This window comes from Pseudomonas sp. RU47, from assembly GCF_004011755.1.
GTDB lineage: Bacteria > Pseudomonadota > Gammaproteobacteria > Pseudomonadales > Pseudomonadaceae > Aquipseudomonas.
On record NZ_CP022411.1, the window covers coordinates 2,389,411 to 2,415,720 of the forward strand.

The 26,310-nt window shown below is 59.7% G+C and carries 27 protein-coding genes; 16 read left to right on the forward strand and 11 right to left on the reverse strand.

Annotation, left to right across the window (positions count from 1 at the left end):
* The 12 genes from CCX46_RS10900 (at position 1) to CCX46_RS10955 (ending at position 10,298) form a co-directional block, all read left to right on the forward strand.
* Positions 1-546: a PilN domain-containing protein gene (locus CCX46_RS10900; RefSeq protein WP_127926655.1), complete on the forward strand. Its 546-nt coding sequence runs from the start codon at positions 1-3 to the stop codon at positions 544-546.
* The gene (locus CCX46_RS10905; RefSeq protein WP_127926656.1) at positions 533-1,081 is read left to right on the forward strand and encodes a GspMb/PilO family protein; all 549 of its coding nucleotides are present in this window, start codon (positions 533-535) and stop codon (positions 1,079-1,081) included. The genes CCX46_RS10900 and CCX46_RS10905 overlap by 14 nt, the downstream gene beginning before the upstream one ends.
* Positions 1,081-1,593: a hypothetical protein gene (locus CCX46_RS10910; RefSeq protein ID WP_127926657.1), complete on the forward strand. Its 513-nt coding sequence runs from the start codon at positions 1,081-1,083 to the stop codon at positions 1,591-1,593. Before CCX46_RS10905 ends, CCX46_RS10910 begins: the two co-directional genes overlap by 1 nt.
* Complete coding sequence (locus CCX46_RS10915; RefSeq protein ID WP_122597817.1) at positions 1,590-3,437, forward strand: secretin N-terminal domain-containing protein; 1,848 nt, start codon at positions 1,590-1,592, stop codon at positions 3,435-3,437. Before CCX46_RS10910 ends, CCX46_RS10915 begins: the two co-directional genes overlap by 4 nt.
* Positions 3,438-3,439: 2 nt before the next feature.
* Positions 3,440-3,913 carry a type II secretion system protein gene (locus CCX46_RS10920; RefSeq protein ID WP_038364886.1) on the forward strand — a complete coding sequence of 158 codons (474 nt, stop codon included), beginning with the start codon at positions 3,440-3,442 and terminating at the stop codon, positions 3,911-3,913.
* A gap of 5 nt (positions 3,914-3,918) precedes the next feature.
* Positions 3,919-4,293, forward strand: a complete 375-nt coding sequence (locus CCX46_RS10925; protein WP_064392635.1) for a type II secretion system protein — start codon at positions 3,919-3,921, stop codon at positions 4,291-4,293.
* Positions 4,268-4,807 (forward strand): type II secretion system protein, encoded by a 540-nt coding sequence (locus CCX46_RS10930; RefSeq protein ID WP_127926658.1) that lies wholly within the window; start codon positions 4,268-4,270, stop codon positions 4,805-4,807. The genes CCX46_RS10925 and CCX46_RS10930 overlap by 26 nt, the downstream gene beginning before the upstream one ends.
* Positions 4,804-5,196 (forward strand): curli production assembly/transport protein CsgE, encoded by a 393-nt coding sequence (csgE, locus tag CCX46_RS10935; protein ID WP_127926659.1) that lies wholly within the window; start codon positions 4,804-4,806, stop codon positions 5,194-5,196. The genes CCX46_RS10930 and csgE overlap by 4 nt, the downstream gene beginning before the upstream one ends.
* On the forward strand, positions 5,193-5,624 hold the full coding sequence (locus tag CCX46_RS10940; RefSeq protein WP_016987875.1) for a curli assembly protein CsgF: 432 nt from the start codon (positions 5,193-5,195) through the stop codon (positions 5,622-5,624). The genes csgE and CCX46_RS10940 overlap by 4 nt, the downstream gene beginning before the upstream one ends.
* A 28-nt stretch (positions 5,625-5,652) precedes the next feature.
* Entirely contained in the window at positions 5,653-6,513 is an 861-nt protein-coding gene (locus tag CCX46_RS10945) for a CsgG/HfaB family protein (RefSeq protein WP_038364894.1), read from the forward strand.
* Between the two features lie 1,261 nt (positions 6,514-7,774).
* Positions 7,775-8,248, forward strand: a complete 474-nt coding sequence (locus tag CCX46_RS10950; RefSeq protein ID WP_127926660.1) for a hypothetical protein — start codon at positions 7,775-7,777, stop codon at positions 8,246-8,248.
* Between the two features lie 1,678 nt (positions 8,249-9,926).
* Positions 9,927-10,298, forward strand: a complete 372-nt coding sequence (locus CCX46_RS10955) for a DUF6124 family protein (protein WP_127926661.1) — start codon at positions 9,927-9,929, stop codon at positions 10,296-10,298.
* Between the two features lie 245 nt (positions 10,299-10,543).
* On the opposite strand, the gene CCX46_RS10965 is transcribed toward CCX46_RS10955, so the two are convergent.
* From CCX46_RS10965 to CCX46_RS10990, 6 genes are all read right to left on the reverse strand, one after another.
* Positions 10,544-10,813, reverse strand: a complete 270-nt coding sequence (locus CCX46_RS10965; protein ID WP_127926662.1) for a type II toxin-antitoxin system RelE/ParE family toxin — start codon at positions 10,811-10,813, stop codon at positions 10,544-10,546.
* Positions 10,803-11,009 carry a type II toxin-antitoxin system RelB family antitoxin gene (gene relB / locus CCX46_RS10970; protein WP_083368637.1) on the reverse strand — a complete coding sequence of 69 codons (207 nt, stop codon included), beginning with the start codon at positions 11,007-11,009 and terminating at the stop codon, positions 10,803-10,805. Before relB ends, CCX46_RS10965 begins: the two co-directional genes overlap by 11 nt.
* Positions 11,010-11,310: 301 nt before the next feature.
* Positions 11,311-12,762 carry a curlin gene (locus tag CCX46_RS10975; RefSeq protein ID WP_127926663.1) on the reverse strand — a complete coding sequence of 484 codons (1,452 nt, stop codon included), beginning with the start codon at positions 12,760-12,762 and terminating at the stop codon, positions 11,311-11,313.
* A 27-nt stretch (positions 12,763-12,789) separates the two neighbouring features.
* Positions 12,790-13,254 carry a curlin gene (locus CCX46_RS10980; RefSeq protein ID WP_127926664.1) on the reverse strand — a complete coding sequence of 155 codons (465 nt, stop codon included), beginning with the start codon at positions 13,252-13,254 and terminating at the stop codon, positions 12,790-12,792.
* A gap of 73 nt (positions 13,255-13,327) precedes the next feature.
* Positions 13,328-15,556 carry an Ig-like domain-containing protein gene (locus CCX46_RS10985; RefSeq protein ID WP_127926665.1) on the reverse strand — a complete coding sequence of 743 codons (2,229 nt, stop codon included), beginning with the start codon at positions 15,554-15,556 and terminating at the stop codon, positions 13,328-13,330.
* Between the two features lie 35 nt (positions 15,557-15,591).
* Positions 15,592-16,938, reverse strand: coding sequence for a hypothetical protein (locus CCX46_RS10990; protein ID WP_127926666.1), 1,347 nt, complete (start codon positions 16,936-16,938; stop codon positions 15,592-15,594).
* 548 nt (positions 16,939-17,486) lie between these two features.
* Here CCX46_RS10990 and CCX46_RS11000 point away from each other — a divergent pair.
* The 3 genes from CCX46_RS11000 (at position 17,487) to CCX46_RS11010 (ending at position 22,129) form a co-directional block, all read left to right on the forward strand.
* Complete coding sequence (locus CCX46_RS11000) at positions 17,487-18,935, forward strand: sensor histidine kinase (RefSeq protein ID WP_127926668.1); 1,449 nt, start codon at positions 17,487-17,489, stop codon at positions 18,933-18,935.
* 283 nt (positions 18,936-19,218) lie between these two features.
* Positions 19,219-20,712: a sensor histidine kinase gene (locus CCX46_RS11005; RefSeq protein ID WP_127926669.1), complete on the forward strand. Its 1,494-nt coding sequence runs from the start codon at positions 19,219-19,221 to the stop codon at positions 20,710-20,712.
* Positions 20,681-22,129, forward strand: coding sequence for a sigma-54-dependent transcriptional regulator (locus CCX46_RS11010; protein WP_127926670.1), 1,449 nt, complete (start codon positions 20,681-20,683; stop codon positions 22,127-22,129). Before CCX46_RS11005 ends, CCX46_RS11010 begins: the two co-directional genes overlap by 32 nt.
* Before the next feature lie 150 nt (positions 22,130-22,279).
* Here CCX46_RS11010 and CCX46_RS11015 read toward each other — a convergent pair whose 3' ends face one another.
* The 3 genes from CCX46_RS11015 to CCX46_RS11025 are packed head-to-tail and all read right to left on the reverse strand — an operon-like array spanning position 22,280 to position 23,288.
* Positions 22,280-22,627, reverse strand: a complete 348-nt coding sequence (locus CCX46_RS11015) for a hypothetical protein (RefSeq protein WP_127926671.1) — start codon at positions 22,625-22,627, stop codon at positions 22,280-22,282.
* 56 nt (positions 22,628-22,683) lie between these two features.
* Complete coding sequence (locus CCX46_RS11020; protein WP_127926672.1) at positions 22,684-22,992, reverse strand: addiction module antidote protein; 309 nt, start codon at positions 22,990-22,992, stop codon at positions 22,684-22,686.
* Between the two features lie 2 nt (positions 22,993-22,994).
* A complete protein-coding gene (locus CCX46_RS11025; protein WP_038369612.1) occupies positions 22,995-23,288 on the reverse strand; it encodes a type II toxin-antitoxin system RelE/ParE family toxin in 294 nt (97 codons plus the stop codon).
* A gap of 205 nt (positions 23,289-23,493) precedes the next feature.
* Between CCX46_RS11025 and CCX46_RS11030 the strand changes: the two genes are divergently transcribed.
* On the forward strand, positions 23,494-24,291 hold the full coding sequence (locus CCX46_RS11030; protein WP_127926673.1) for a class I SAM-dependent methyltransferase: 798 nt from the start codon (positions 23,494-23,496) through the stop codon (positions 24,289-24,291).
* Positions 24,292-24,426: 135 nt separating this feature from the next.
* On the opposite strand, the gene CCX46_RS11035 is transcribed toward CCX46_RS11030, so the two are convergent.
* Positions 24,427-25,119: an N-acetyltransferase gene (locus tag CCX46_RS11035; protein ID WP_127926674.1), complete on the reverse strand. Its 693-nt coding sequence runs from the start codon at positions 25,117-25,119 to the stop codon at positions 24,427-24,429.
* Positions 25,116-26,306, reverse strand: a complete 1,191-nt coding sequence (locus tag CCX46_RS11040; protein ID WP_127926675.1) for a GNAT family N-acetyltransferase — start codon at positions 26,304-26,306, stop codon at positions 25,116-25,118. Before CCX46_RS11040 ends, CCX46_RS11035 begins: the two co-directional genes overlap by 4 nt.
* Positions 26,307-26,310: the final 4 nt, after the last annotated feature.

Below are 26,310 nucleotides of genomic sequence, written 5' to 3' on the forward strand. Positions count from 1 at the left end.
ATGCGCGCGCTCAATCTCGACTTTCAGCCGCGTCCGCGTTCCGGCCCGTTGGGCTGGAGCCTGCTTGGCGGCGGTGTGTTGTTGGCGGCGCTGTGCTTCGGCGTGCAACAGCACCTCGACGCGCACACCGAACAGCAACAAGGCCACCTGCAAACCACCCAGCGTCAGCTCACCGGCGACAGCGGCGCCAAGTCCACCTTGAGCCCGGCGGAAACCCGTGAGCAAGCGGCAAACCTCGCCGAAATGCGCAAGGTCTCGCAGCAACTGCGCCGGCCGTGGGAACGCCTGTTCGCCATGCTCGAAGCGATGCCGCGCGATGACGTCGCGCTGCTGACCCTGACCCCGGATGCGCGCAAAGGCCAGGTACGCATCAGCGCTGAAGCGCGGGATCTGCAAGCGATGCTCGACTTCCACAAACGTCTGGAAGCCAGCGACGAGCTGTCCGACGTGTCGCTACTGAGCCACGAAATCGTCGTCAAATCGCCGGAGCAACCGGTGCAATTCAACCTGTCGGCGACTTGGGAGATTGGCGATGCGAATCCCTAGACTGATCGTCCACGAATACCTGCAAGGCCTCGGCATTCCGGGCCTCGCCGGGCTGGCATTGCTGCTGGTCGCCACCGCTTGGGCACTCGGTGGCTTGCTGCCGGGTTGGCAATCATTGCAGCACCTGAGCCTGCAGACTCGGGAAGCGAGCGCGTATCTGGCCAAGGTTGAAGACGGCAGCATCGCGCCGCCGGTGGTGCCGCAGCGTCAGCTTGACGACTTCCGCAACAAACTGCCGGCGCAACCGCAAGCCACCGTCGCCATCGACCGCATCTACGCCCTCGCAGCGCAAGAACACATCACCCTGGCGCGCGGCGAATACGCCCTCGGCGTCGACCCGAAAACCCATCTGGCGCGCTATCAGATCCTCCTGCCAGTGCGCGGCAGCTACCCGCAACTGCGGCGCTTTCTGCACGCCTTGCTCGGCCAGTTGCCGGCGGTGGTGGTGGAAGACCTCGAGTTGCAACGCAAGAAGATTGGCGACACCGACCTCAACGGCCGGATCCGTATGACCCTTTACCTGTCGAGGTCGTGATGAATACCAAGCGCGTGACAGGTTGGTTGGCGTTCTTCGGCGTAGCTGCTGCGCTGGCGTGGTTGCCGGAATATTTCTCGCCAAGCGAAGACGCCGATTCCAACGAAGTCGCCGTCGCCACGCCGGGGAAACCCCGGGGCGCGCTGCCGGCCAGTACCGCCAAGGCCAAGGATGCGTCGATCAAGGACCTGAGCCCGGCCGGTGACTTGTTCGCGGCCAAATTCTGGAAGGCCGCGCCGACTCTGGCCACGGTCACCGAAATGGCCATCAATCCAGCAACTGTGGTGCAAGCCCCGAGCCTGCCACCGGTGCCGTTTCAGTTCGTCGGCAGGCTGCATGACCGCAGCGACCTGCAAGTGTTTTTGCAGAACGGCGAAAAGATCTACGTCGTGCGCAACGGGGATGTGATCGACGACACCTGGAAGATCACCGGCATTTCCGATGTGGAATTGAGTCTGGTCTACCTGCCTTTGCATTTGTCGCAGACCCTGTCTGTGGGGAGTACGCAATGAACCGTTCCCGTTTGCTGATGAGCCTGGGCCTGTGTGCCGGGCTGGCCGCGTGCAGTTCCGCACAAGTGGCCAACAAGGAAGCCGCCGACCTGATTGAACAGGGTCAGTACGAGGCGGGGCTGGCCCGAATCGAAGAAGGCCTGCGCGAAAACCCACGGGACACCGAACTGCACTTGCTGCTCAACAGCGGTCGGGCCAAGGCGATCACGGCGTTGCTGACCACCGGCGACACTGACCGTTCGCGCCGCGACTTCGCTTCGGCGCGCGTGGCCTACAACCGCGTGCTGACCATCGAGCCGAACAACCGCCGCGCTCAGGATGCTCTGAAGCAGATGGATTACCTGCGCAGCATGGACGAAAAACTGGAACTGGCCCGTGGCGACCTGCGTCGCGGCGACATCTACGGCGCTGATCGTCAGGTCAAACAGATCCTCGAACTCGACCCCAACAATGAGGGCGCGCTGGAGCTGCAAGGCAACATTCGTCTGGTGCAGAGCCGCAATGTCATTGCCTACCCGCAACTGCGCACCAAGCTCGATCGGCCGGTGACCCTGGAGTTTCGCGACGCCAACCTGAAGACCATTTTCGAAGTGCTGTCGCAGGTCGCCGGGCTCAATTTCATCTTCGACAAAGACCTGCGCCCGGACATGAAAGCGACGATTTTCGTGCGTGACGTGCGCATTGAAGACGCCGTGACCCTGCTGCTGCAACAGAACCAGTTGCACCAGAAAGTGGTGAACGAAAACACCTTGCTGATCTACCCGGACTCACCGCAGAAAGTGAAGGATTACCAGGAACTGGTGATGCGCACCTTCTACCTGACCAGCATTGACGCCAACACCGCGCTGAACATGGTCAAAACCATGCTCAAGACCCGCGACGTGTTCGTCGACGAACGCCTCAACACCCTGACCATGCGCGACACCGAAGACGCCGTGCGCATGGCCGAGAAACTGCTGCAGTCGCAAGACCAGTCGAACCCGGAAGTGGTGCTCGAAGTGGAAGTGATGGAAGTCGCCACCCAGCGCATTCTCGACCTCGGCCTGCAATGGCCGAACACCTTCGGCGTGGTCAACAGCGACGGTTCGGCGGTGACCCTGCTTGATCAACTGAAAGGCATCAACTCCAGCCGGATTTCGATTTCGCCATCGCCGCAAGCCAAGATCAACGCTCAGGACAATGACATCAACACCCTCGCCAGCCCGGTGATTCGTGTCAGCAACCGTGAGCAGGCGCGTATCCACATCGGTCAGCGTGTGCCGATCATCAGCGCGACTTCGGTGCCGTCGACGCAAGGCCCGGTGATCACTGAAAGCGTCACTTACCTCGACGTCGGTCTGAAGCTCGAAGTGCAACCGACCGTGCACCTGAACAACGAAGTGGCGATCAAGATCGCCCTGGAAGTCAGTAATGCGACGCCGCTGGAGCCGACCCGTCAGGGCACGATTCCGGTGCAGGTCGACACCCGCAACGCGCAAACCTCGCTGCGCCTGCATGACGGCGAAACGCAGATCCTCGCCGGCCTGATGCGCAATGATCACGGCGCCACCGGCAACAAGATTCCGGGCCTCGGCGATATCCCAGGGATTGGCCGGCTGTTCGGTAGCAACAAGGACACCGTCGGCAAATCCGAACTGGTGCTGTCGATCACCCCACGGATCGTGCGCAACCTGCCGTATCAGAGCCCGTCGGACATGGAGTTCTCCACCGGCACTGAGACCAGCATGCACATTCAGGCCCCGGATCGTTCGCAGAGTTACGTGATGCCGTCGCCTGCCGCGCAGCCGCGTGCAGTTGGTGAGTCGGCCGTGGCCACCACCCGTGTCACCGTCGAGAAGCCTTGATCATGAACGCCTCCCAGCGCGGTTTCAGCCTGATCGAAGTCGTGGTGACGCTGGCCCTGATCGGCCTGTTGGCGAGCATGGCCGCGCCACTGACCGAGACTCTGGTGCGGCGTGGCAAGGAGCAGGAATTGCGCAACGCGCTGTACCAGATTCGCGATGGCATCGACGCCTATAAACGCGCGTTCGATGCCGGCTACATCGAGAAGTCGCTGAACAGCAGCGGCTACCCGCCGAACCTGCAAGTACTGGTCGAAGGCGTGCGCGATGTGCGCAGTGCCAAAGGCGCCAAGTTCTATTTTCTACGCCGCATCCCGCGCGATCCGCTGGTGCCGGCCAAACGTGATGACGAAGGGGGTTGGGGCGTGCGCGCCTACAACAGTTCGGCTCAGAACCCGCGCGATGGCGAGGACGTGTTCGACGTCTATTCCCACGCCCGGGGCAAGGGCCTCAACGGCATCGCCTACCGCGAGTGGTGAACCTCATGCGCCGGGAAAAAGGTTTTACCTTGCTGGAGCTGATGGTGGTGATGGCGATCATCGCCACGCTGATGACCATCGCGCTGCCGCGCTACTTCAACAGCCTTGATGCGTCGAAGGAAACCACCCTGCGCCAGAGCCTGTCGGCGATGCGCGAGGCGCTGGATCACTTCTACGGCGACACCGGACGGTATCCGGATTCCATCGAGCAACTGATCGAACAACGTTACCTGCGCAACGCACCACTCGACCCGATCACCGAACGCAAAGACCAGTGGGTGCTGATCGCGCCACCGGACGGCGTTGCCGGCGGCGTGGCCGATATCAAAAGCGGTGCTACCGGGAGGGCGCGTGATGGCAGCCAGTATTCCGAGTGGTAACCGCGCGCAGCAGGGTGGTTTCACCTACCTCGGCGTGCTGTTCCTCATCGTAGTGATGGGCATGGGCCTGGCCAGTGCCGGCGAACTGTGGTCGACCGCCTCGCGCCGCGACCGTGAACGCCAGTTGCTCTGGGTCGGCACTCAGTACGCCCAGGCGCTGCGCAGCTATTACCGCAGTTCGCCAGGGTTGGCGCAGTACCCGAAAGAACTGGTGGATCTGCTTGAAGATCAGCGTTTTCCCGAGGCCAGGCATCACCTGCGTCAGCTCTATCCGGATCCGATCGGTCAGGGCGAATGGGCGCTGCAACGTGGTTTCGATGGACGCATCACCGGTCTCAACAGCCCTTCGACCGAGCTGCCTTTGAAGCAATCGGGCTTCCCGACGCAGTGGTCGGATTTCGACGGCATGCAGCGTTATTCGGACTGGCAGTTCGTCGCCGAAAAAGCCTTCCTCGACGGCACCAATGGCCCGGCGAAAGGCCAGTCGAATTTGCCACAGGCGCTGCAGCCATGACTCGGCAATGGTGGTGCGCGTTGGTCCTCACCGTGGTGGCGGGCTGCGCCCAGGCCGGTGAAGAAGACGAAATGATGGGTTTCATCGTCGATGACACGATCTCGCACATCGGCCACGACTTTTACTACTCGTTCAGTGAACGCCTGCGCGACACCAGCCGGATGGATTTCAACCTGGTGGTGCGCGAGCGGCCCGACGCGCGCTGGGGCAGCCTGGTGACCGTGGAATATCAGCAACGCCTGGTTTATCGGCGCTTCCTGCCGCCGAACACCGTGGAACTGAAGGACGAGGCCTACGCGGCCGCCGACTGGGTTCGACGCCAGGTTGTCCAGCGCAAGCTGGAGGCTCTGTTGCAGGACACCACCGACCTTGAGAAGGACGAACTATGAACAGCACAACGTTCTCACGGCGCAGCGGATTCTGGATCTCGGGGTTGTTGATCGGGCTCGCCAGCGCCGCTGCCGTCCAGGCCACCGAACTGGTCTACACACCGGTCAATCCGTCGTTCGGCGGCAACCCGCTCAACGGCACCTGGTTGCTCAACAACGCCCAGGCGCAAAACGATCACGACGACCCGGACCTGAAAAGCCGTTCGAGCGTGGCGGGCACCTCGGCGCTGGAGCGTTTCACCAGTCAATTGCAATCGCGGCTGCTAGGGCAGTTGCTGGACAACATCTCCACTGGCAACACGGGGAGCCTGTCCACCGACTCTTTTATCGTCAACGTCATCGACGACTCCGGGGCACTGAGCATTGAAGTGACCGATCGAGCGACCGGTGAGGTTTCGGAAATTCAGGTGAACGGCCTCAACCCGTGACGGGCTGACGGTTCCGGGGAGAACGGACATGAAAAAGATCATCGCGTTAGGGCTGCTGTTGGCGACATTACAAGGGTGCAGTCTGCGGGAGCCGATGTCGGCCGAGCAGGACACCGAAACCCCGACCCTGACTCCAAGGGCTTCGACTTATTACGACTTGCTGAAGATGCCGCGACCCAAGGGGCGGTTGATGGCGGTGGTGTACGGCTTCCGTGACCAGACCGGGCAGTACAAGCCGACGCCGGCGAGTTCGTTTTCCACCAGTGTGACTCAGGGGGCGGCGTCGATGTTGATGGACGCGATGCAGGCCAGTGGCTGGTTTGTCGTGCTGGAGCGGGAAGGGCTGCAGAACCTGTTGACTGAACGCAAGATTATTCGCGCGTCGCAGAAGAAGCCGAATACGCCGGTGAATATTCAGGGTGAGCTGCCGCCGTTGCAGGCGGCGAACATGATGCTCGAGGGCGGGATCATCGCTTATGACACCAATGTGCGTAGCGGTGGGGAAGGGGCGCGGTATCTGGGGATTGATTTGCAGCGTGAGTATCGGGTGGATCAGGTGACTGTGAATTTGCGGGCGGTGGATGTTCGCAGTGGGCAGGTGTTGGCGAATGTGATGACCAGCAAGACGATTTATTCGGTGGCGCGCAGTGCGGGGATTTTCAAGTTTATCGAGTTCAAGAAGTTGCTTGAGGCTGAGGTTGGGTATACGACGAATGAGCCGGCGCAGCTTTGTGTGTTGTCGGCGATTGAGGCGGCGGTGGGGCATATGGTGGCGCAGGGGATTGAGCGGCGGTTGTGGCAGGTGGCGGGGGACGCTTCTGTGCCTGGGCAGGATGATGTGTTGAATCGGTATTTGAGCCAGAACAAGATTGATCCGGAGGCGGAGTGAACGTGGCGGCCTTCGGGCCGACCAGGTTCTGGCTGGGCGGTGAGTTCTGGTTGACCGGGTACATATCCGTTTCTGCGGTAACGGCTGCTTAGGGTTCCGCCCTTACGGCGGGTCACTTTTTCCAGACGCCGAAAAAGTAACCAAAAAGGCTTGCTCCTACGTGCGGCCCGCTCGCTAAAGCTCGGGGTTCCTTCGCTCCGGGATCGATCCGGGCGCAGCGTCTCCGGTTTGCTTCGCTGCACCTACTCCCGCTGTGTTTGGCTGCGCCAAACGGTCGCTGCGCTCCCACGCCCGGATCATTCCCTCCACTCAGCCTTCCGACGTCGCCCGTGGATCAAGATCAAGAGCAGGCGAGCTGGCACTCGGCCTATTGAGTGGTGAAGAGCGGGGCGTGGTCGGCTTTGGGTTTGTGGTGCTCTTGCCCCTCACCCCAGCCCTCTCCCGAGGGAGAGGGAGCCGATTTTTGGGCCTTTCAAAATCTGAGTTCAACTCGGTATCGCACGTCGGTGTACCTCTGCCAAACACCTCGGTCAGTCCCCTCTCCCTCCGGGAGAGGGCTAGGGTGAGGGGCTCTTGCTTCAACGCTTCAAAACCTGAATTCAGCTCGGTATTTCACGTCGGCGTACCTCTACCAAACACCACGGTCAGTCCCCTCTCCCTCCGGGAGAGGGCTAGGGTGAGGGGCTCTTGCTTCAACGCTTCAAAATCAGAGTTCAGCTCGGTATTTCACGTCGGCGTACACGTTCCAAACACCACGGTCAGTCCCCTCTCCCTCTGGGAGAGGGCTAGGGTGAGGGGCTCTTGCTTCAACGCTTAAAAATCTGAGTTCGACTCGGTATTTCACGTCGGCGTACTTCTGCCAAACACCTCGGTCAGTCCCCTCTCCCTCTGGGAGAGGGCTAGGGTGAGGGGTTCTTGCTTCAACGCTTAAAAATCTGAGTTCGGCTCGGTATTTCACGTCGGCGTACCTCTACCAAACACCTCGGTCAGTTCCCTCTCCCTCCGGGAGAGGGCTAGGGTGAGGGCAGCGATCTGAAGTGTGTTTAAAGAAGTGTCTAAATCGGCGGAACCTTCTCACAAGGTTTTCAGGTTGTCCGTCGGCAACTTTCCGCATCGCAGGACAACATCCTCAGATTCATCAACAGATTTTCCGCGCTGTCTACTGTCAAGGTTGACAGTAGACAGCGTAAAAAGCCGTGCCTACCTTGATCCAGCCAGATTCGGTATCTGGTCACAGGACATGACGATCAAGGAGATGAACATGGTGACTGAATTTGTTTTTCCGAGCGAAGAAAGCCCTTCCTCAGGTTCCCTGCGCGCGAACATCAATGGTGTGGCATTCGTGTCGGATGGTTTGAATTTCGCCTATGACTATCACGTTCCTATGCGACGAATGTATCTGACGTTGGCCGCTGTTCAGGAAGCGCGAAACTCCCAAGGTAAAACAGTGGTGAAAATCATTGAAGTTGTATTCAGTGCCGAGATAGAAAACGGTCGCAGTGATATCGTTAATGGGCACGTGGCCGCAGCCTATTCCACAATGGAGAAGGTAGACGGGAAATCCTCAACCCGGATCTTCAACGCCGATGAAGGCTCGTTCGATATAACCTTTGATCGCGAGAAGAATATCTACAAAGGCAAGTTTCACTTCCAGTCAAAAGATGCTGTACATCCCGGTGTTCTGATCAGCGACGGTGAGTTCGATATCACGGGCCGAGACAGCTTTACCATCTAGCTGGAAAGCAGATTTCCCAGCACGCGTCGGCATAATCAGTACCTATTTCGCGTGCGCGTCCAACGTGTTCGCAAAACGTTTGGGGTCTCGTTCGTTGCCTGATGGATAGCCTGGTAGTTTGGGAATGGAGAGGCGGCCGGTTTTGGCGTTTTTCGAGACTTGAATTCAACTCGGTAGCGCATGTCGACGTATCTCTTTCAACCTCCTCGGTCAGCCTCTCTCCCTACGGGCGGTCCGACGTTTCGGGAGGGCTAGGGTGAGGGCAGCGATCTGAAGTGTGTTTAAAGAAGTGTCTGAATCGACGGAACCTTCCCACAAGGTTTTCAGGTTGTCCGTCGGACGTCCGGTCTCTAGCCTGTGTTCGCCGCTGCCAATTCAGCGATCGGGCATGGAAACCCGAAGACACGAGAGAGCAGATACGCCTTTCATAACGTATGCTTGCGCACTTTCATTGTGTGCACTCTGTTATGGCGGTTGTGCGCGGGAGACATTCGTGTCTGCCGGGTTGCTCTCTCCCGGATTTCCAGCCTGCGTACAGCTGCCACCCATTTTTCCTGGAAGTCGAATGGGGCCAACTGCAACTATCAAACAAAGTTGATCCGGATGCCGAGTGAACATGGCGGCCTTCGGGCCGACCAGGTTCTTGCCGATGTACTCGGTTCCCACTGTAGGAGCTAGGCCTGCTGGCGATCGCGGCCTAAGACCCGACCAATCTCTGGCAGATGTACCTAGTCAAATTGTGGGAGCGAGCTTGCTCGCGAAGGCGTCGGCTCAGGCAATGATTTTCTGGCTGACCGAGTACATATCCATTCCTGCGGTAACGGCCACTTAGGGTTCCGCCCTGACGGCGGGTCACCTTTTCCAAACGCCGAAAAGGTAACCTAAAAGGCTTGCTCCTGCGTGCGGCCCGCTCGCTAAAGCTCGGGGTTCCTTCGCTCCGGGATCGATCCGGGCGCAGCGTCTCCGGTTTGCTTCGCTGCACCTACTCCCGCTGTGTTTGGCTTCGCCAAACGGTCGCTGCGCTCCCACGCCCGGATCAATCCCTCCACTCAGCCTTCCGACGTCGCCCGTGGATCAAGATCAAAAGCAGGCGAGCTGACACTCGGCCTATTGAGTGGTGAAGAGCGTGGGTGTTCGGCTTTTGATTTGCGTTGTTGCTGCCCCTCATCGGAACGCCGCCCGCCCAGCCCTCTCCCGAGGGAGAGGGAGCCGATTTTCGGGCTTTTCAAAACCTGAGTTCGGCGCGGTATTTCACGTCGGCGTACCTCTGCCAAACACCTCGGTCAGTTCCCTCTCCCTACGGGCGGTCCGACGTTTCGGGAGGGCTAGGGTGAGGGCTGCGATCTGAAGTGTGTTTAAAGAAGTGTCTGAATCGGCGGAACCTTCCCACAATGTTTTCATGTTGTCCGTCGGACGTCCGGTCTCTAGCCTGTGTTCGTCGCTGCCAATTCAGCGACCGGGCGTGGAAACCCGAGTAACTACAGAGCGCACAAGCGCCATTCATAACGTATCCTTGCGCACCTTCACTGTGTGCACTTTGTTATGGCGGCTGTGCGTGGGAGACCTTGTGTCTGCCGGGTTGCCTCTGTCCCGGGTTTCCAACCTGCGTACAGCTGCCACCTATTCGCTTGGAAACCGAATGGGGGCCAGCTATAACCGTCATACAGGGTAAATAATCATGAAAAAACCAACACCCAATCCCCCAGAATCAGACACCGACAGCACATCCCCCTACGCCTCAGTCGACAGCAAAAAACTCCACGAAGCCGCCGACCGCGCCCTCGATTTCTACCTCAACCCCACCGCCCACATCATGTCCTGCGCCAACGAGCCGGAACCCATGTACCTCGCCAACCCCAGGTACAACACCGAATCCCTGCTGGCCAACGCCAGCGAAACCCTCGGCTCGGCCAGCGAGATGCTCATCAACTTCGCCGCCTCCCTGGAAACCTCACACCGCAAGACTGCACTGGGTATCGCACAAGTCGTCATGCTGGGCGAACTGGCGGTGAATCAAGCGCTGGATCACGTCGAGTTGAAGGATGGCTAATTCCCCCGAAGATCCAAAACGATAAGGAAGTGGAAAAGCGCCGTCCGACCTTGGAAGCGTTGGCCGATGTGGATGCTGATCGCGTCATCGATGATCAAACAGTGCGGGACTGGGCTGACTCTTTGATTCGCTCGGAATCAACATCAAAGAGTTCCCCATAGCTCAGGAAAAATAGAAAACAAAAAACGCGACCCTCGAAAAGGTCGCGTCTTTTTTCGTTTGCAAATAATTACGTTTGATCTGCGTTATGGATATTCCTGACGCGCATGCAAAACGCTCAGAATATTTATCCGATCCACCACCTGATAAATGATCAGGTAATTGGGGTGTACGACCATCTCGCGAGTACCGGGTGCTCGACCCATTCGATAGACGTGTGGATGTTGAGCAAGGGTAACCGTAGCGCCTTCGATAGCTTGGGAAAGTCTGTCAGCCGCTACTAAGTTCCTGTCACTGATGTAATCAAGGATTTTCAGGAGTTCAGCCCGAGCTTCGGGCTGCCACTCAACCTGCATCGTATTTTTTACGCTTTGCTTCCATCAGGGCACGCATCTCAGCCATAACCTGATCATTTGGAATGCTCGGTCTTGTATCACTCATCGAAGCCTGCACTTTGGCGATTAACCAACGGTCATAGCTGGCGGCCTGCTCTTCGGGGTCAAGATCTGAAACAACTGGGCACAGTGGGTCGATTAAAGACGGGTCGATCATGGCACCTCCGGGTTTAATGCCTCGAAGTCTATTCGGTAAAGCATTTGCTGTCGTCGCTGGCTGGATGAATAGCACGTTGGTCAAGCTCCATGAGGATCAATTTGTCCCAAAGAATCCTAGACGCCCTGCTTCCGACGGCCAACCGCCAGAAGTGGTAGGAAAACACCACGAATTTGGTAAAAGCTTTCTTTTTTCTGTAGGACTCGGCTGGTCTGGCAAGACTCGCAGGTGGCTACGTCAGACCACAAAAAAAACCGCGACCCCCCTCACCAGAGAATCGCGGTCCATCAACACCCAACCTCTACTGCTGCAACACCGTCGCCTGGTTAGCCGACCCAAACTGCTGAATATTCGCCGTCTGCGTAACCCCACTCTGATCCACATTGGCAATGTTCCCCGTGCCGCCCTGGGTCACATACGCCACGTTCATCGTGTCCGCCTGTTTCACCGTGATCATGTTGTCACTGCCATACAGCTGCGCGGTATACGCCTGGTTCCCCGACCCGGACTGATCAAACTCAGCACTGTTCCCCGTGCCATTCGACGAACCCTGCACCAGGTTGCCAGTGCCGCGCTGATCGGAAATCAAAATGTTGTCGCTACCATTCTGATCAAAATACAGCTCGTTATACGACTCAGCCTGACTGACCGTGGTCTTGTTGCCAGTCCCGGTTTGATGCGTGGTCATGACTTGCCCAACGCCATCCTGAGTGAAGCTGGCGATGTTGCCATTGCCCGCCTGAGTAACTGTCGCGCGTTGGCCGCTGCCGAACTGGCCGCCGGATTGCGGGCCTTTCCAGTTGCTGGCGTAGACCTTGTTGTCGTTGCCCACGGAGGTGGCGCTGAGCACGTGGCTGTCGCCGTTCTGGTAGGTGAAGTGCACGTTGCCGTTACCGACCTGATACAACGCCAGTGTCGAGTTGACCGATTCGAATTGGTCGGCGTAGATGGCGTTTGTATTCCCGACCTGGGTGACGGCGGCGGTGTTGTTTTCGCCGAAGCTTTGGTCGACCACGGTTTCGTTGCTGTCGCCGTACTGGTTGACGGTGGCTTGGCTGGCCAGTTGCGCGTCCTGCCAGATTTCAGTGCCGTTGAGGTTACCGAACTGGTTGATGGTGATGTTGCCACCAGTGCCGTTGCGCTGGTCGCCGTAGGCGTAGTTGCCTTCGCCGGCCTGGTTGATGCCGATCTGGCCGCCGTTGTGCAGCACTTGTTCGGCGGTGCCGTAGTTGGCGGTGCCGTATTGGGTAATCACCGAACTGTTGCCGGTGCCTTCATAGAGTTGTTCGATGTTGGCTTCGTTGCTGTCGCCGAACTGGAAGGTTTTGCCTTCGCTGCCGTTCTGCGAATCCTGATAGATGAACGAGAAGTTGCCGGTGCCTTGCTGCTGTTGCAGCGCGTTGTTCGGTGAGCCGAAGCCCAGCGACTGGCTGGCGTGGGCGGTGTTGAAGGCGCCGACTTGTTGCTGGGTGATGGTGGCGTTGTTTTCGTAAAGTTGTTCCGCGTAAGCCGCGTTGTAATCGCCGACTGCGTCTTGGGTGATCACGCTGGTGGCGTGATCTTGCACGGCGGCGGCGTCGTTGCCTTGGCCCAGCTGGGTTTGGGTGGCGGTGCTGAACGGGGCCTGGGTCTGTTTCACGTCGGCGATGTTGGCGGTACCGACCTGGCTTTGGTTGGACAGGCTGTCGTCGGCCATCGCCTGGGCACTGATCATGACCAGGATGGCGGCGGTGAGGGGCGTCAGTTTGAACATGATGAACTCTCCGATGATTGGCAGTGCTTAGCGATATTGCTTGACCGAAACGCTCATGCCGTTGCCCGACTGGGTCACGGCGCTTTGCAGCCCCGCGCCGGCCTGCTCGATGCTGGCGTCGTTGTTGTTGCCGTTTTGCGAAATCTGCGCGCGGTTATGGCTGCCGTTTTGGGTAATGGAGGCGGCGTTGCCGGAACCGTTCTGGTTGATCAGCGCCATCAGGTCGCTGCCCTGTTGCAGGATGTACGCTTCCTGATTGCTGCCCGACTGCACGATCTGCCCGAGCAGCGACTGACCGTTCTGTTGCAGCAGGGCGACGTTGGCCTGGCCGAGCTGGTCGATCAGGGCTTGCTGACCCACCGGTGGGGGCAGTTCGCCGAGGTCGCTGCTGGTCGGGGCCAGGTCGTCGTTGTCCATCAGGTCGTCGGCACGCACACCTGCATTGCTGCACAGCAGAAGCAGACAAAGCAGGGCGGCGGTCGGCGTGTTCATGGCGAAAATCCTGTGTGGCGTTATCCGGTTGTGAACCGTGCCCCAGCCACCCGCAAGTGGCTGGGGCGCAGGCCTACAGCGTGGTCACCGAGACCGTGCGCACGGTGCCTTGGGACGAGCGGATCGTCGCGGTCGGGTTGGCCGATGGCACCACCAGCGTGTTGTTCAGCGTCAGCCGCCAGCGTCCGGTCAACGGCACCGTGGTGGTGCCAAGGGTGACCAGCCCGGAAGGGGTGGTGACCTGCACGGTGATGGTGTTGCCGGTGGTCACTGACGAGGTGCCGGTGAAGTCCCAGTTGAAGCGTCCGCCGGAGCGAGCCTGCACCGTCGATGCGGTCACGGCGAAGGTTTCCGCCGCTGGCCGTGGCGACACTTGCACCGTGACTGTGGCCGGCGTCGACAGGGCACCGAAGTTGTCCCGAGCGATGTAGGTGAAGGTCGTGGTGAACGCCGTGGTGACGGTGGCGGGCGGGGTGTAGGTGATCACCGTGCCGTCAGTGCTGACCGTGCCCCGGCCAGCGGCGGGTTGGGTCAGGCTGTTGACGGCCAGCGGCACGTTGCCTTCCGGATCGGTGTCGTTGGCCAGCACGTTGATCGGGATCGCTACGCCCAGAGTGGCGACGCTGTCGGCGACGGCGGTCGGTGCCTGGTTCGGTGCGACGGTGATGGTTACGGTGGCCGGGTTGGCCGAGGCCAGGCCTTTGGCGTCCTGCGCTTTGTAGGTGAAGGTGGTGGTCAGTGGCGCGTTGACCACCGCTGGCGGGGTGTAGACCACTGAAGTGGTGCCGTTGAGCGCGACGGTGCCTTGACCAGCGGCCGGTTGAGTCAACGCGGTGATGCCCAGCGGATTGTCACCATCAGGATCGCTGTCGTTGGTCAACAGAGTGAGGGTGATCGGCACGCCGAAGCTGGTGCTGCCGCTGTCGGCGTTGGTGATTGGCGCCTGGTTTTCACCCGTGTCCGGCGCGTTGCCGACCACCACGACCGCTTCGGTGTCTCCACCGCCAGCGGCAGATTTCACCGTCACGGTAGCGGGTGGCTGAGTCAGGTCGGCGACGGTGATGCGCTGCAGGGTGCCGGTTTTTGACAGGCGTCCGTAGCCTTGGGCAACCATGTCGGGGATCGCCACTTCATCGCTTGAGGTGGCCTCGATCAGCAGGCTGTGGTTGGCCCAGTTGTAGCGCGCGGTCTGCACTTTCACCACGTCGGTGAGCTTGGCCGACACGGCCGTCGGACGCGTGGTGCCGGCGGGGTTGGTGGCGGTCACGACGACTACCGGAGGTACCGCGCCAGTGCCCAAGCGGTGGCCGAAGAACAGACCATTGTTGTCACCCAACAGGTTGGTCTGGCACGGCGTTGGCGGTGGGCCGGGCAGCAGCGCCACGGTTTCGCGGAAGCACAGGGTCGAGCTGTTACTGGCCTTGGCAAACACTTCGGCACGCACGCCAGCGGCGGTGCGGCGATAGGTGGCGCGGTCGATTTCCACCTGGGTCTGCTGACGGCTGTCGAGCACTTTGCCGGACAGGCTGAACACGCTTGACTGGATCGTCCCGGCAGGCCCGGTGATGCGCAGGAAGTTGGTGTTGAACGGGCTGCCGGTCACCGCTTCGTTGAGGTTCGGGTCGCCGACGAAAGTTTCCGTGGCGCCGGTGTCGGGGTTCACTTCGGTGTACGGGCCGTTGACGCTGCGCAGGAACGGTCCGATGGCGCCATTGACGGCACCGGTGAAATTGCCCGGTGCGCCGATGCCGATGTCGCGGGTGATGTTGATTGCGCGGCGCCCGGGTGCGGTGACATTGACCGTCTCGACGCCGTACGGGTGAGTGATGGTATAGGTGCCGGCAACGGGTACGTTCACCCGGATGCGAATCCGCGCGAAGCTTTGCTGATCACCATCGGCCGGATTTTCCGAGGCGAATGCCGCTTCGATCCCGGCGACATAAGCGTCCACACCATAACCGGCAGCGTTGTCGGCAATTGCGGTTTCGGCCAGGAACCAGAAGGCTTCCGGCGGCCAGTTGTCTGGGAAAATCATCGGCTGGGCGTCGTCGTAGATACCCGGCTCAGCGAGCAGAATGCACATGTAGGCCGGCGGCGTGGTCGCGGCAACGCGCGAACTGGCAGCACGCGACTGGCACAGTTCCATCGACAGCAGATTGTTGTCCTGATACCACATCGGGAATTTCCCGGTGGCGAAGGTGTAAGGGCCGGGGTCGACGGCGGCGAGTTGCGCATAGGCACTGCCGGTCAGCGAGAGAGCGAGCCCGAGCGCGTTGAGCGCAAAGCGTGGCCACTTGTTCATGATGCCTCCTGATGCGGATCTGGGCATGTGAGCGTTCATTGCACGATGACCACTTCTTCGGTATCGCTGCCGCCGTTGGACGACGTCACCCGAACCTTGGCCGGTGGGATTGGCGAGATCCCGGTGGCGAGGGTTTTCACTGCGCCGTCGCCGCCCAGCGCACCGATGGCGGCGCCGCTGCCGGAGGTGGCGGTGAGTACGGGTGGCGAAGTTTCGTCACTGGTCGAGGCGACCACGGTGAGTTGTCCGGAGCTCAGGCTGTATTGCGCGCTCTGGATCACTACCAGATCGGTCAGGGCCATGGGCAGGGTGGTCGGCGTGCTGCTGGCGATGGCCAGATGGTTGTCGGCAGTCACCTGCAAGGTGGTTGGCAGGGTCGGGTTGACCGAGGACTGCGCGTACCAACTGCCGGTGCTGTTGGCTTCGGTCATGTTCAGCACCGGGGTGCTGCTGGTCACGGCGACAGTGCCCGGCGCGGGTGGCGCGAGAACGAACACATCTTGTTGGGCGACCGGCGCGCTGGTTCCCGCTTTGCGCGAGTAAGTGCTGCGCTGGGTGATCATTGGCGTAGGCCGGACCACCGTCGACAACTTGCCGGAGACGGCGAACACGTTCGTCCGCAGATCGAGGCCGTTAGGGCCTTCGATGCGTACGTAGTTAGTGTTGAACGGGCTGCCGGTGACTGCCTCGTTGAGGTTCGGGTCGCCGACGAATTGTTCGGCGGCACCGGTCAGCGGATTGGTCTCGGTGTACGGGCCGTTGACGCTGCGCAGGAACGGCCCGATGTCGCCCTTGAGTGCGCCGTCATAGGTTTTCGGCGTGCCGATACCAATGTCGCGAGTCATGTTGATTGCGCGCCGCCCGGGGGTGTCGATGTTGAACACATCGACGCCATACGGGTGGGTGATGACGTAGGTGCCGGCGGTCGGCACGTCGACGCGAATGCGGATCCGGGCGAAGCTGACTTGATCGCCCTCGACCGGCTCTTCAGCGGCGAATGCGGCTTCGATGGCGCTGACGTAGCCCAGATCAATCCCCCGTGCGGCGTCGACGAGGGCCGTTTCGCCGGTGAACCAGAACGCTTCATCGGGAAAGTTTGTCGGGAAGACAATTGGTTGCGCGTCATCGAACACGCCGGGGGTCGGCAGCAGCGAGCACATGTACGACGGCGCGCCGGGGGCGCTGGGTACTCGGGAGCTGAGCGCTTTGGACAGGCACAGGTCCAGGGTGCGACCGTGTGAGTCCTGATACCAACTGGCGAAACCACCGGTGGCCGGCGCGTACGGGCCCGGATCAACAGCAAACAAAGCGGCCTGGGCAATGCCTTGGGCCAATGCGCTCACGACCAGGACAGTCGCGGTTTTGGACAGTAAAGGGTGCATGAGTTAATCCCTCTATCAAAGTACCTGCCCCTTGGGGATGGGTCAGTTGCACAGGGCCTGTACACCTTCCATGCCAAGGTGCGGTGGATGGGCGTGAGAGGGCCGGATTAGAGGGGTTTGCAGGTGTGAGGTTGGGGTTTTTGGCCAGCGGGGAAAGGGCGTCATTCCCCAGGATTGGGGACGGTGGGGATGACATTGAACGTCTGTCAGATGAAGAACCTGTGGGAGCGAGCCTGCTCGCGAAAGCGGACTTTCTGTGACGAAAATGTCGACTGACCTGCCGCCTTCGCGAGCAAGCTCGCTCCCACAAGTTTCTTCGGTGAACACAAAACAGGTGAGCGAAACAAGCCACTGTGGGAGCGAGCCTGCTCGCGAAAGCGGACTTCCTGTGAAGAAATGTCGACTGACCTACCGCCTTCGCGAGCAAGCTCGCTCCTACAGGGATTTGTGGTGGTTTGGGCGGTCTTATCGGGTCGATATCCCCGCAACCGGGCAAACCCCCACCCGTGGGCTATAACCCTATAGGGATGTATCGGGAAGTCGCCGCCATGAACATGCAGTCGAAATCGCTACCGGTCGAGGAGGGCAATCTGCGCTTGAGCTCGCGCAAGCAGTCGTTCAACCTGCTGCGCTGGTTTTCGCTGATCAGCATGGCGGTGATTGGTACCGTGGCCATCGCGCTTGGCGCGGTGTCGACGCGTTTTGTCATTGATGAAAGCGTGCAGCGCGATGCCTTGCTCACCGCGCAGTTCATTCAGGCGATCGCCTCGGCCGAGGTGCGCCATGTGTCGATTCCCAATGTGCGGACCATGGGCGAATTGCTCGATCCACGTCAGGACACGCATTTTCCCGACGTCAGTCCGCAAGCCCGGGCTGATGCTCGGGGTGAATTTCTCGATCACATCGAACACTTGCCGGACGTGATCCTCGCCAACATTTATGCGCCCGACCGCCAAGTAATCTGGTCGACCAACCCGGTGCTGATCGGTACCAGCATTCATGCCGATGAAGACCTCGATCGTGCCTTCAACGAAAAGATTCCGGTATCCGCCAGCTACCACGACGTCGACAAGGCCCGTGAAGAGCAGAAGTTCATCACGCCGCCGGACTACATCTTCATCGAGAACTACATTCCGCTGTTCGACGCCGAGGGCAAGAACGTCACGGCGATGGTCGAGATCTACAAGGAACCCAAGGATCTGATCGCCCGCATGGAGCGCGGATTGGTTCTGATCTGGCTGGCCACTGCACTGGGCGGCGGGCTGATTTATCTGGGCCTGTACTGGATCGTCAGGCGCGCGGCGATTCTGCTCGCCGCCCAGCAAAAACAACTTATCGCCAACGAAACCTTTGTCGCGCTGGGTGAGATGTCCTCGGCGGTGGCGCACAGTTTGCGCAATCCGCTGGCGACGATTCGTTCCAGCGCCGAACTGGCGCTGGAGTTCGACGCCGGCCCGGCGCAGAAGAACATCAACGACATCATTGGTCAGGTCGATCGCATGTCGAAATGGGTGCGCGAGCTGCTGCAATCGCTGCGACCACTCAACGATGACCCGGAGCCGGTGAACCTGGTGGCGGCGTTGCACGAAAGCCTGGTGGCGTTCGAACAACAGATCGCCAGGGCCGGGGTGAGGGTGGTGTTTCATCCGCAACACACGCCGATGGTGCTCAGCCAACCGGTGCAACTGACACAAATCCTCAACAGCCTGCTGGCTAATGCCCTCGAGGCCATGGATAAGGGCGGCACATTGACCGTCAGCCTTGAACCAAGCGACGACCGTGGCGTGTGCGTGGTGCTCAGCGACACCGGCAAAGGCATGAACGAAGAACAACGGACCATGGCCTTCCGGCCGTTTTTCACCACCAAGTCTGGCGGTCTCGGGGTCGGCCTGGTGCTGGTCAAACGCATCATGGAACGCTTCGGCGGCGGCGTGACCCTCGACAGCCGTGAAGGCGAGGGCACCACGGTGCGCCTGGCCTTCCAACTCGTCTCTTGATCCACAGTTTCCCCACCAATGGGTGTCAGGCCCCAGTCAACGGGAAAGCACAGCCTGGCCAATTGGCTGCAAACGCCGACGCTCGCTGCTCCATGAGGAACTGGCGGGAGAATTGCACAACCCCATTACCCTGCCTCGGTGGCAGCCTGTCGCGCATTCGCGGCAGCTCCGGTGAATGGTTTTCAGTAGCGGCAAACTAGCATCACTGAGCCGTGTGTCGCGGTCAGAGCGACCTACACTGAAGGCAGTCATCGACTCGATACAAAATCTCCAGGGCACTCCCATGCAGAGACTGGAAACACAAAAAACATCTGCGCCAACCTTGGCGGCTGCTGCCTGCAAGGGCTGGCGCGAGCAGTTCAATCTGCTGCGCTGGTTCTCGCTCGCGAGTTTTTTCATCATCGCCGCCGTGGCGTTGGGGCTGGGTTATATCTCCACACGCTTCGTGGTCACCGAAAGTGTCGAGCGCGATGCGCTGCTGACTGCGCAATTCGTTGAGGCCATTGGCGCGGCGGAAATGCGTCACGCCAAAATCAATCCGAACCGGACGATGGGCGAAATGCTCGACCCGCGCCAGGACAACCAGTACCCCGATGTTGATCCGGCGTTACAGGCTTCAGCGCGTACTGAATTTCTCGATCACGTCGAACACCTGCCGGATATTTTGCTCGCGACCGTTTATGCGCTGGATCGCACGGTGATCTGGTCGACCAACGCTGAGCTTATCGGTGTGCACATCAAGGATGACGATGAGCTCGACGAATCATTCGAGATGAAAGTGCCGGTGTCTTCCAGCTACCACAAGATCGACGATGAGAAACCCGAGCAGCAAATGCTGCGCGAACCGAAATACCTGTTCATCGAGAACTACATCCCGATGTTCAACGCCGACAAAAGCAAAGTTGTCGCCATGGTTGAGGTCTACAAGGAACCGGCGGATCTGGTCGATCGCATCGACCGTGGGTTCGCCTCAATCTGGGCAGCGACGTGTTTCGGCGGTGCGGCGATCTTTCTAGCCTTGTTCTGGATCGTCCGCCGTGCGGCGAAATTGCTGCAGAGCCAGCAGCAACAGCTGATCAGCAACGAAACCTTCGTCGCCCTCGGTGAGATGTCCTCGGCGGTGGCGCACAGCCTGCGCAATCCACTGGCAACCATTCGCTCCAGCGCCGAACTGGCCCAGGAAGTCGCCAGCCCCGGTGCGCAACGCAATATTGGCGACATCATCAGTCAGGTCGATCGCATGTCGCGCTGGGTGCGCGAATTGCTCGTGTCACTGCGGCCGATGAATGACGACGGCGAGGCGGTGGATCTGGTCATGGCGGTCGAAGACACCGTTGGCGCCTTCGAAGCATTGATCAAACGCTGCAATGTCGAAGTGCGATTCAGTCCGCAGAATTGCGCGCCGGTCGTCAGTCAAAAGGTGCTGCTCACGCAAATACTCAATAGCCTGTTTGCCAATGCCCTCGAAGCCATGCCCAAGGGCGGTGTGCTCAGCGTCGAATTCGAATCGCCGCAGCCGGACCGCGTGCGCATGACCCTGAGCGACACCGGCAAGGGCATGAGCGCACAGCAGCAACTGTTGGTGTTCAAGCCGTTTTTCACCACCAAACAGGGCGGCCTCGGGGTTGGCCTGGCGTTGGTCAAAAGAATCATGGAGCGTTTTCAGGGCTCGGTCGTTTTGACCAGCAAAGAGCAGGAGGGAACCCGCGTCAGTCTCAACTTCAAAGTGGCATCGGGAGGGGAATATGGAACACAGCATTCTGCTGGTCGAGGATGACGAACTGTTGGCCGAAAATATTCAGACCTACCTGGAGCGCAAAGACTTCGAGGTGACGGTCTGCCATTCGGCCGAAGACGCGCTGGGGCAACTGGAAACCTTCATGCCCGACATCGTACTGACCGACAACTCGCTGCCGGGCATGAGTGGTCACGACCTGATCCAGAAGCTGCGCATCAGCGCGCCGGATCTCAAAGTGATCATGATGACCGGTTACGGCAACGTCGAAGACGCCGTGGTGGCGATGAAGGAGGGCGCCTTTCATTACGTCACCAAACCGGTCGCGCTGACGGAACTGAAACTGCTGCTCGACAAGGCCCTGGCCACCGAACGGATGGAGCGCACGTTGTCGTTCTATCAGGAGCGCGAGGCGCAGAAATCCGGGGTGCAGGCGCTGATTGGCGACTCGGCGCCGATGCAGTATTTGAAGAACACTATCGGCCAGTTGCTCGACGCCGAGCGGCGCATGGCCAACACCGATCTCCCTCCGGTTTTAGTCGAAGGCGAGACCGGCACCGGCAAAGAGTTGGTGGCGCGGGCGCTGCACTTCGACGGCCCGCGCAGCAAAGGTCCGTTCATTGAATTCAACTGTGCGTCGATCCCGTCGAATCTGGTGGAGTCGGAACTGTTCGGCCATGAGAAGGGCGCGTTTACCGATGCCAAGGACCGCCGGGTCGGGCTGGTGGAAGCGGCGGACGGCGGCACGCTGTTTCTCGATGAAATCGGTGAGATGGATCTGCTGTTGCAGGCGAAGATTTTGAAGTTGCTGGAGGATCGCACCATTCGCCGGGTCGGTTCGGTGAAGGAGCGTAAGGTCAATCTGCGGGTGATCAGCGCGACCAACTGCAACCTTGAGCAGATGGTTCAACAGGGCAAATTCCGCCGTGATCTGTTCTTCCGTCTGCGGATCATTTCGATCAAGGTGCCGCGTCTGTATGCACGGGGCGATGACATTCTGTTGCTGGCGCGGCACTTCCTCGCCAGTCACGGCAAACGCTATGGCAAACCGAATCTGCATTTCAGCCAGCAGGCCGAGGAGTTGCTGCTCAGTTACACCTGGCCGGGCAATGTGCGCGAATTGCGCAACATGCTTGAGCAAACGGTGTTGCTGGCGCCGAGCGACACAATTGCTGCGCATCAATTGAACGTGTGCATGAGCCTTTGTGACGAGTTGCCGCCGCAGCATCAGCATCAGCATCAACACCACGAACCTGTGTCGCCCTACGAACCGCGTCCGGCGAGCAATATGGAGTCGATGAACCTGCCGGAAGTCGAACGCGACATGGTGCGCAAGATGCTCGACAAGACCGACTGGAACGTCACCAAATCTGCACGCCTGCTGGGCCTGAGCCGCGACATGCTGCGCTACCGCATCGAAAAACTCGGCCTCGCCCGCCCGGATAAACGGCAGTGGTAGCCCAGGCACACCGCATTTCCCCTGTGGGAGCGAGCCTGCTCGCGAAGAGGCCATGTCAGCCGACATCAATGTTGACTGGTCCACCGCATTCGCGAGCAGGCTCGCTCCCACAGGGTTTTGTGGTGTCTGGTTAATACTTGGTCGTCAGAATCAATGCTGCTGCCGACTCAAACACTCCAGCACACAACCCGGATCCAGCACCTCGTCATTCACATAAATCCCGCGCTCGGCATCGTACGTGCGGATAAACACCCGCACCGTCGCATCCGCCACGGTCGGCAACTGCGAATCGGAGAATTCATGGTCACCCGGAAGCACCACAAAATCCCGCGGCGCCGTATCGTCGTAAGGCTTGGGCGGCGTGGAACTCAGTGAATACGGAGCCGGGTGGGCGAAGGGCTGGTTAGGCCCGTAATAATTGAAATTGCTGTCCAGCGCTTGCGCCTGTGTGGCAGCGAGCAGACAGCCGGTCAACAACAGCCGAGCGAGCATATGCATGGCGGCACCTGCGAGTGCGGTTTTCCCCAAGGCTATTAACTATAGCTGCCCGACATTCAAACAACCGGGTGATTGATCGCATGCCCCGGCTGTGCGTAAAGATCGATGCCGAGGGCATGCATAACTTTCAAAACCGTTTCGAAGCGAGGCTTTGCGCCGGGCGCGAACGCCTTGTACAGACTTTCGCGACCCATGCCAGAGGTTTTGGCTATCTGCGTCATCCCGCGCGCCTTGAGCACATAGCCGATTGCGCGAAGAAACTCTTCGTTATCCCCGTCTGCAAGAACCTGGGACAGGTATTCGCTGATGGCTTCGTCACTGTCCAGCAATGCTGCCACGTCGAAAATCGTTAACGTCTGGCTCATGGTTAAACCTCCTTAGCCATTTTTTGTGCGCGTCGGATGTCTGCGCTTTGTGAAGACTTGTCGCCTCCAGCCAATAGAACGATGACTGCACCGTTACGCATCGTGAAATACACCCGATAGCCTGCACCCACATCTACGCGCATTTCAGATACGCCATCACCCACCGATTTAACATCGCCGAGATTTCCCGTTGAGGCCCGATCAATGCGGCGGGCGATGGCCACCTTGGCCCGCAGGTCTCGAACCGATTGGTGCCAAGCCTGGAAGACGGCTGTTTGTCGAATAAGATAATTCATTGCTCGACTGTATCCAAGTAGATACAGATAGGCAGTCAGCCAAGTCTTCTAACAAACCTTGAAAAGTCGTCGGTACTTGTAGGCGAGAGTTTCCTCATTTGTAGGAGTTGCCGCAGGGTTTGGCTTACAAGTTTGCAACAACCGCAATTGCCGGGCTGATCTAGACTCGGATCCGCTCAATCACGAGCATCGTCCGGAGTGCGCCATGGAAGTGCCCAACAATAAAACCGCCATCGAGAGCAATCGACAGGCGTGGAACGATTCCGCCCGCCATCACCAGGATTCGCCTGATTGGCAGGCTTTACTCGGCGAAGTTGCGCAGGCGGATTTCTCATGCCTCGATGAGACCCTGAGCGGGTTGCTGGAGGTCGATGGCAAAGATGTGATTCAACTGGGCTGCAACAATGGCCGTGAGAGTCTCTCCCTGTTTGCGCTCGGTGCCAGAAGCGTGGTCGGTGTCGATCAGTCGTCGGCGTTTCTCGAGCAGGCGCGTGAGCTGAGCAAGCGTTCACCGCACAACGCCGAGTTCATCGAAACCGATATCCATCATTTGCCAGCGTCATTGCAGAACCGCTTCGACGTGGCGCTGATCACCATCGGTGTTCTCAACTGGATGCCGGACATCGGCGAGTTCTTCCGCCACGTCGCCTCGACACTGAAACCGGGCGGCAAACTGGTGATCTACGAAACCCATCCGTTTCTGGAAATGGTCGATCCCGACGCAGAGGATCCGTATCGCCTCGCCAGTTCCTACTTCCGCGCCGAGCCGTTTGTGCAGGAAGAGCCGATTGTGTATGTCGGCAAGGTTGAACAGCAGGCGGCGAAGTCGTATTGGTTTGTGCATACGCTGGGGGCGATTTTCAGCGGTGCCATTGCGGCAGGGCTGAACATTGCGCACTTCAGGGAGTATGCGCATTCGAATCGGGAAGAGGTGTATGACCGGTATCTGAATCGAGAGGCGCAGATGCCGATGTGCTTTACCCTGATCGCCACCAAGGTCTGATTGATCGGTGCGGCAACCGGCCTCATCGCGAGCAGGCTCGCTCCCACATTGGTTTTGTGTACTGCACAGATCCAGTGTGGGAGCGAGCCTGCTCGCGAAGGCGGCCTCGCCACCGCTACAAATCCTGAGATTGAATCAAGCCTGCGCCGCCACCGTCACTGCCGGTCTTTCCGGCTTGCGCAGCGCCTCCAGCCTTGAATCGCTGTAGTTCGATTCACGGAAGAAACGCCAGTGCCCGAACAGGTCGTAAACATGCGTGATATGCCCTTGTTCCTGATAGCCCAGGCGAATATGCATCTTCAGGGCCTGTACATTGGCGTTGTCGCAGATATCCACGACTTTTTTGAAGCCTCGGGCAGACATGACTTGCCAGAGTGCGGTCTGTGCATCGACGGTCAAGCTACTGCCGAAATAGTGCCGGGTAATTTCGGCACCGAACTGAAAGTATTCACCGGGCTTGACCGGGAACGTGCAGCGGTAGAAGTGGCGGTCGTAATAGTCGCGAGTGCTGGCCCAGACAAACCCGACGGTATGACCGTCCTGGTCCAGGTACATATGCCCCGTATGCCCTTCAGCGGCCAATTCGGCCATGGTCTCCACGCGGTCACCAAAGTACTTGCCGAATGCCTTGGCGTTGTCCTCGGTGATGTCGACTCTGCGCAAACCTTCGCAGGGGCGCAGTTTGTTCGCGGCAATCGGCGTGACCAGGTCGCGCTCCATCCACAGCAGTTCACGGTGAGCGAACACGTAACGTTTCCACAGCGCGCCAAGGGTGCGGCGCAGGCCTTTTTGTTTGATGCGCAGAAGCAGATTTTCGATGACGCTCATGATGCCCTCCGAGGCGATAGCCCAGGTGTGTTGGATGGTGTTGCCGGTTGAATTTCGGATGTGTTCGCCGCTGTCGAGTTGCCGGCACGCGGTGCGCGCCATTTTTGCAGGGCCGGTTTGACGTGGTGCCAAAGGCGTAGCCCCAGGCCCAGTAGCAGACCGCTCGGGCGCCATGAGTAGAAACTCCAGCGCCAGTGTTCCAGTTGCCCGGTCATGCGTTCGTGCAGTTGATGGCTGGAGTTTTCCAGGCTGACCCGCGACGCATCGATCCAGCGCCAGTGCTCATCCAGCCCCCAGCGAATCCATTCCTCCAGCAATACCCGGCCGCTACCGAGGTCGGCGTATTGCGGCAAAAATGCCAAGTTGTAATCGTAGAGCCGGCCCTGTTCGAGCAGGCCGAGGCGATAGCTGATGCAGCGGCCGTTCAGCTCCAGCGTCACGACCCGCACCAGGCCTTGAGCGGCGAGGGCGGTGAAAGCGCTTTGCATCCACTGACGACTGCGTTCGGTGGCGAAAATCCCGACGCCCTCGTCACCTTTCCAACTGACCGACTCGACTTCCTGCAGCGCTTCTAAAATCGTGGGCATCGACAGCGCATCGGGGATGATTCGCCGCACTTGCGCACCGCATGCGGCAATCCGTTTGCGTGCCCGACGCAGCTTGTAGCGCGGGTCACCGGAGATCTCCTGATGATCGGCGTCGCTGATCAGATGCACCGGCACCCGGCAACTCAGGCGTCGTTCAGCCGTGGAACTGCGCGCCATCCATTCGGTGAGCGCACTTTCTTCACCGGCAGGTTCCGACAGTTCATTGAGTTGCAGCAGCGCATGGGGCAGATGCTCACGGATCAGCACCAGCGCCTTGTGCATGTCTTCGCGGCCGAGCAACGACAGCAGGGCCAGGCGATCGGCCATTGGATAACCCAAGTGATGCAAAACGCGAAACGGTACGCCAGCGAAGCGTTCACGGCTGGCCACCAGTGGCAGGCACAGCAGCAATTGCTCGGCTTCCCAGCCGAGCAGAATGTGCAGGCGCTGATCCTCGCCCAGGGCCTTCTCTGCCGCGCACAACCAGCCGAGGTTGTTGAACGGCGTGTGGTCGGCCACGCGCGGGCGCAGTGCTTCGTAGGCCGTCGCCGGGAAGTCGGCAGCGCACAGGGACGTGCGCCATTCGAATCGCATCACCATGGGT

What these genes read in the sequence shown, in the direction of transcription:
- CCX46_RS10910 (WP_127926657.1), top strand. Translation starts at nt 1,081, where the DNA reads ATGAATACCAAGCGCGTGACAGGTTGGTTGGCGTTCTTCGGCGTAGCT.
- CCX46_RS10965 (WP_127926662.1), bottom strand. Translation starts at nt 10,813, where the DNA reads ATGCAGGTTGAGTGGCAGCCCGAAGCTCGGGCTGAACTCCTGAAAATC.
- CCX46_RS10915 (WP_122597817.1), top strand. Translation starts at nt 1,590, where the DNA reads ATGAACCGTTCCCGTTTGCTGATGAGCCTGGGCCTGTGTGCCGGGCTG.
- CCX46_RS10940 (WP_016987875.1), top strand. Translation starts at nt 5,193, where the DNA reads ATGAACAGCACAACGTTCTCACGGCGCAGCGGATTCTGGATCTCGGGG.
- CCX46_RS11040 (WP_127926675.1), bottom strand. Translation starts at nt 26,306, where the DNA reads ATGGTGATGCGATTCGAATGGCGCACGTCCCTGTGCGCTGCCGACTTC.
- CCX46_RS11025 (WP_038369612.1), bottom strand. Translation starts at nt 23,288, where the DNA reads ATGAATTATCTTATTCGACAAACAGCCGTCTTCCAGGCTTGGCACCAA.
- CCX46_RS11030 (WP_127926673.1), top strand. Translation starts at nt 23,494, where the DNA reads ATGGAAGTGCCCAACAATAAAACCGCCATCGAGAGCAATCGACAGGCG.
- CCX46_RS10925 (WP_064392635.1), top strand. Translation starts at nt 3,919, where the DNA reads ATGCGCCGGGAAAAAGGTTTTACCTTGCTGGAGCTGATGGTGGTGATG.
- CCX46_RS10980 (WP_127926664.1), bottom strand. Translation starts at nt 13,254, where the DNA reads ATGAACACGCCGACCGCCGCCCTGCTTTGTCTGCTTCTGCTGTGCAGC.
- CCX46_RS10990 (WP_127926666.1), bottom strand. Translation starts at nt 16,938, where the DNA reads ATGCACCCTTTACTGTCCAAAACCGCGACTGTCCTGGTCGTGAGCGCA.
- relB (WP_083368637.1), bottom strand. Translation starts at nt 11,009, where the DNA reads ATGATCGACCCGTCTTTAATCGACCCACTGTGCCCAGTTGTTTCAGAT.
- CCX46_RS11020 (WP_127926672.1), bottom strand. Translation starts at nt 22,992, where the DNA reads ATGAGCCAGACGTTAACGATTTTCGACGTGGCAGCATTGCTGGACAGT.
- CCX46_RS10975 (WP_127926663.1), bottom strand. Translation starts at nt 12,762, where the DNA reads ATGTTCAAACTGACGCCCCTCACCGCCGCCATCCTGGTCATGATCAGT.
- CCX46_RS10950 (WP_127926660.1), top strand. Translation starts at nt 7,775, where the DNA reads ATGGTGACTGAATTTGTTTTTCCGAGCGAAGAAAGCCCTTCCTCAGGT.
- CCX46_RS11000 (WP_127926668.1), top strand. Translation starts at nt 17,487, where the DNA reads ATGAACATGCAGTCGAAATCGCTACCGGTCGAGGAGGGCAATCTGCGC.
- CCX46_RS11010 (WP_127926670.1), top strand. Translation starts at nt 20,681, where the DNA reads ATGGAACACAGCATTCTGCTGGTCGAGGATGACGAACTGTTGGCCGAA.
- CCX46_RS11015 (WP_127926671.1), bottom strand. Translation starts at nt 22,627, where the DNA reads ATGCATATGCTCGCTCGGCTGTTGTTGACCGGCTGTCTGCTCGCTGCC.
- CCX46_RS10985 (WP_127926665.1), bottom strand. Translation starts at nt 15,556, where the DNA reads ATGAACAAGTGGCCACGCTTTGCGCTCAACGCGCTCGGGCTCGCTCTC.
- CCX46_RS11035 (WP_127926674.1), bottom strand. Translation starts at nt 25,119, where the DNA reads ATGAGCGTCATCGAAAATCTGCTTCTGCGCATCAAACAAAAAGGCCTG.
- CCX46_RS10905 (WP_127926656.1), top strand. Translation starts at nt 533, where the DNA reads ATGCGAATCCCTAGACTGATCGTCCACGAATACCTGCAAGGCCTCGGC.
- CCX46_RS11005 (WP_127926669.1), top strand. Translation starts at nt 19,219, where the DNA reads ATGCAGAGACTGGAAACACAAAAAACATCTGCGCCAACCTTGGCGGCT.
- CCX46_RS10900 (WP_127926655.1), top strand. Translation starts at nt 1, where the DNA reads ATGCGCGCGCTCAATCTCGACTTTCAGCCGCGTCCGCGTTCCGGCCCG.
- CCX46_RS10955 (WP_127926661.1), top strand. Translation starts at nt 9,927, where the DNA reads ATGAAAAAACCAACACCCAATCCCCCAGAATCAGACACCGACAGCACA.
- CCX46_RS10920 (WP_038364886.1), top strand. Translation starts at nt 3,440, where the DNA reads ATGAACGCCTCCCAGCGCGGTTTCAGCCTGATCGAAGTCGTGGTGACG.
- csgE (WP_127926659.1), top strand. Translation starts at nt 4,804, where the DNA reads ATGACTCGGCAATGGTGGTGCGCGTTGGTCCTCACCGTGGTGGCGGGC.
- CCX46_RS10945 (WP_038364894.1), top strand. Translation starts at nt 5,653, where the DNA reads ATGAAAAAGATCATCGCGTTAGGGCTGCTGTTGGCGACATTACAAGGG.
- CCX46_RS10930 (WP_127926658.1), top strand. Translation starts at nt 4,268, where the DNA reads ATGGCAGCCAGTATTCCGAGTGGTAACCGCGCGCAGCAGGGTGGTTTC.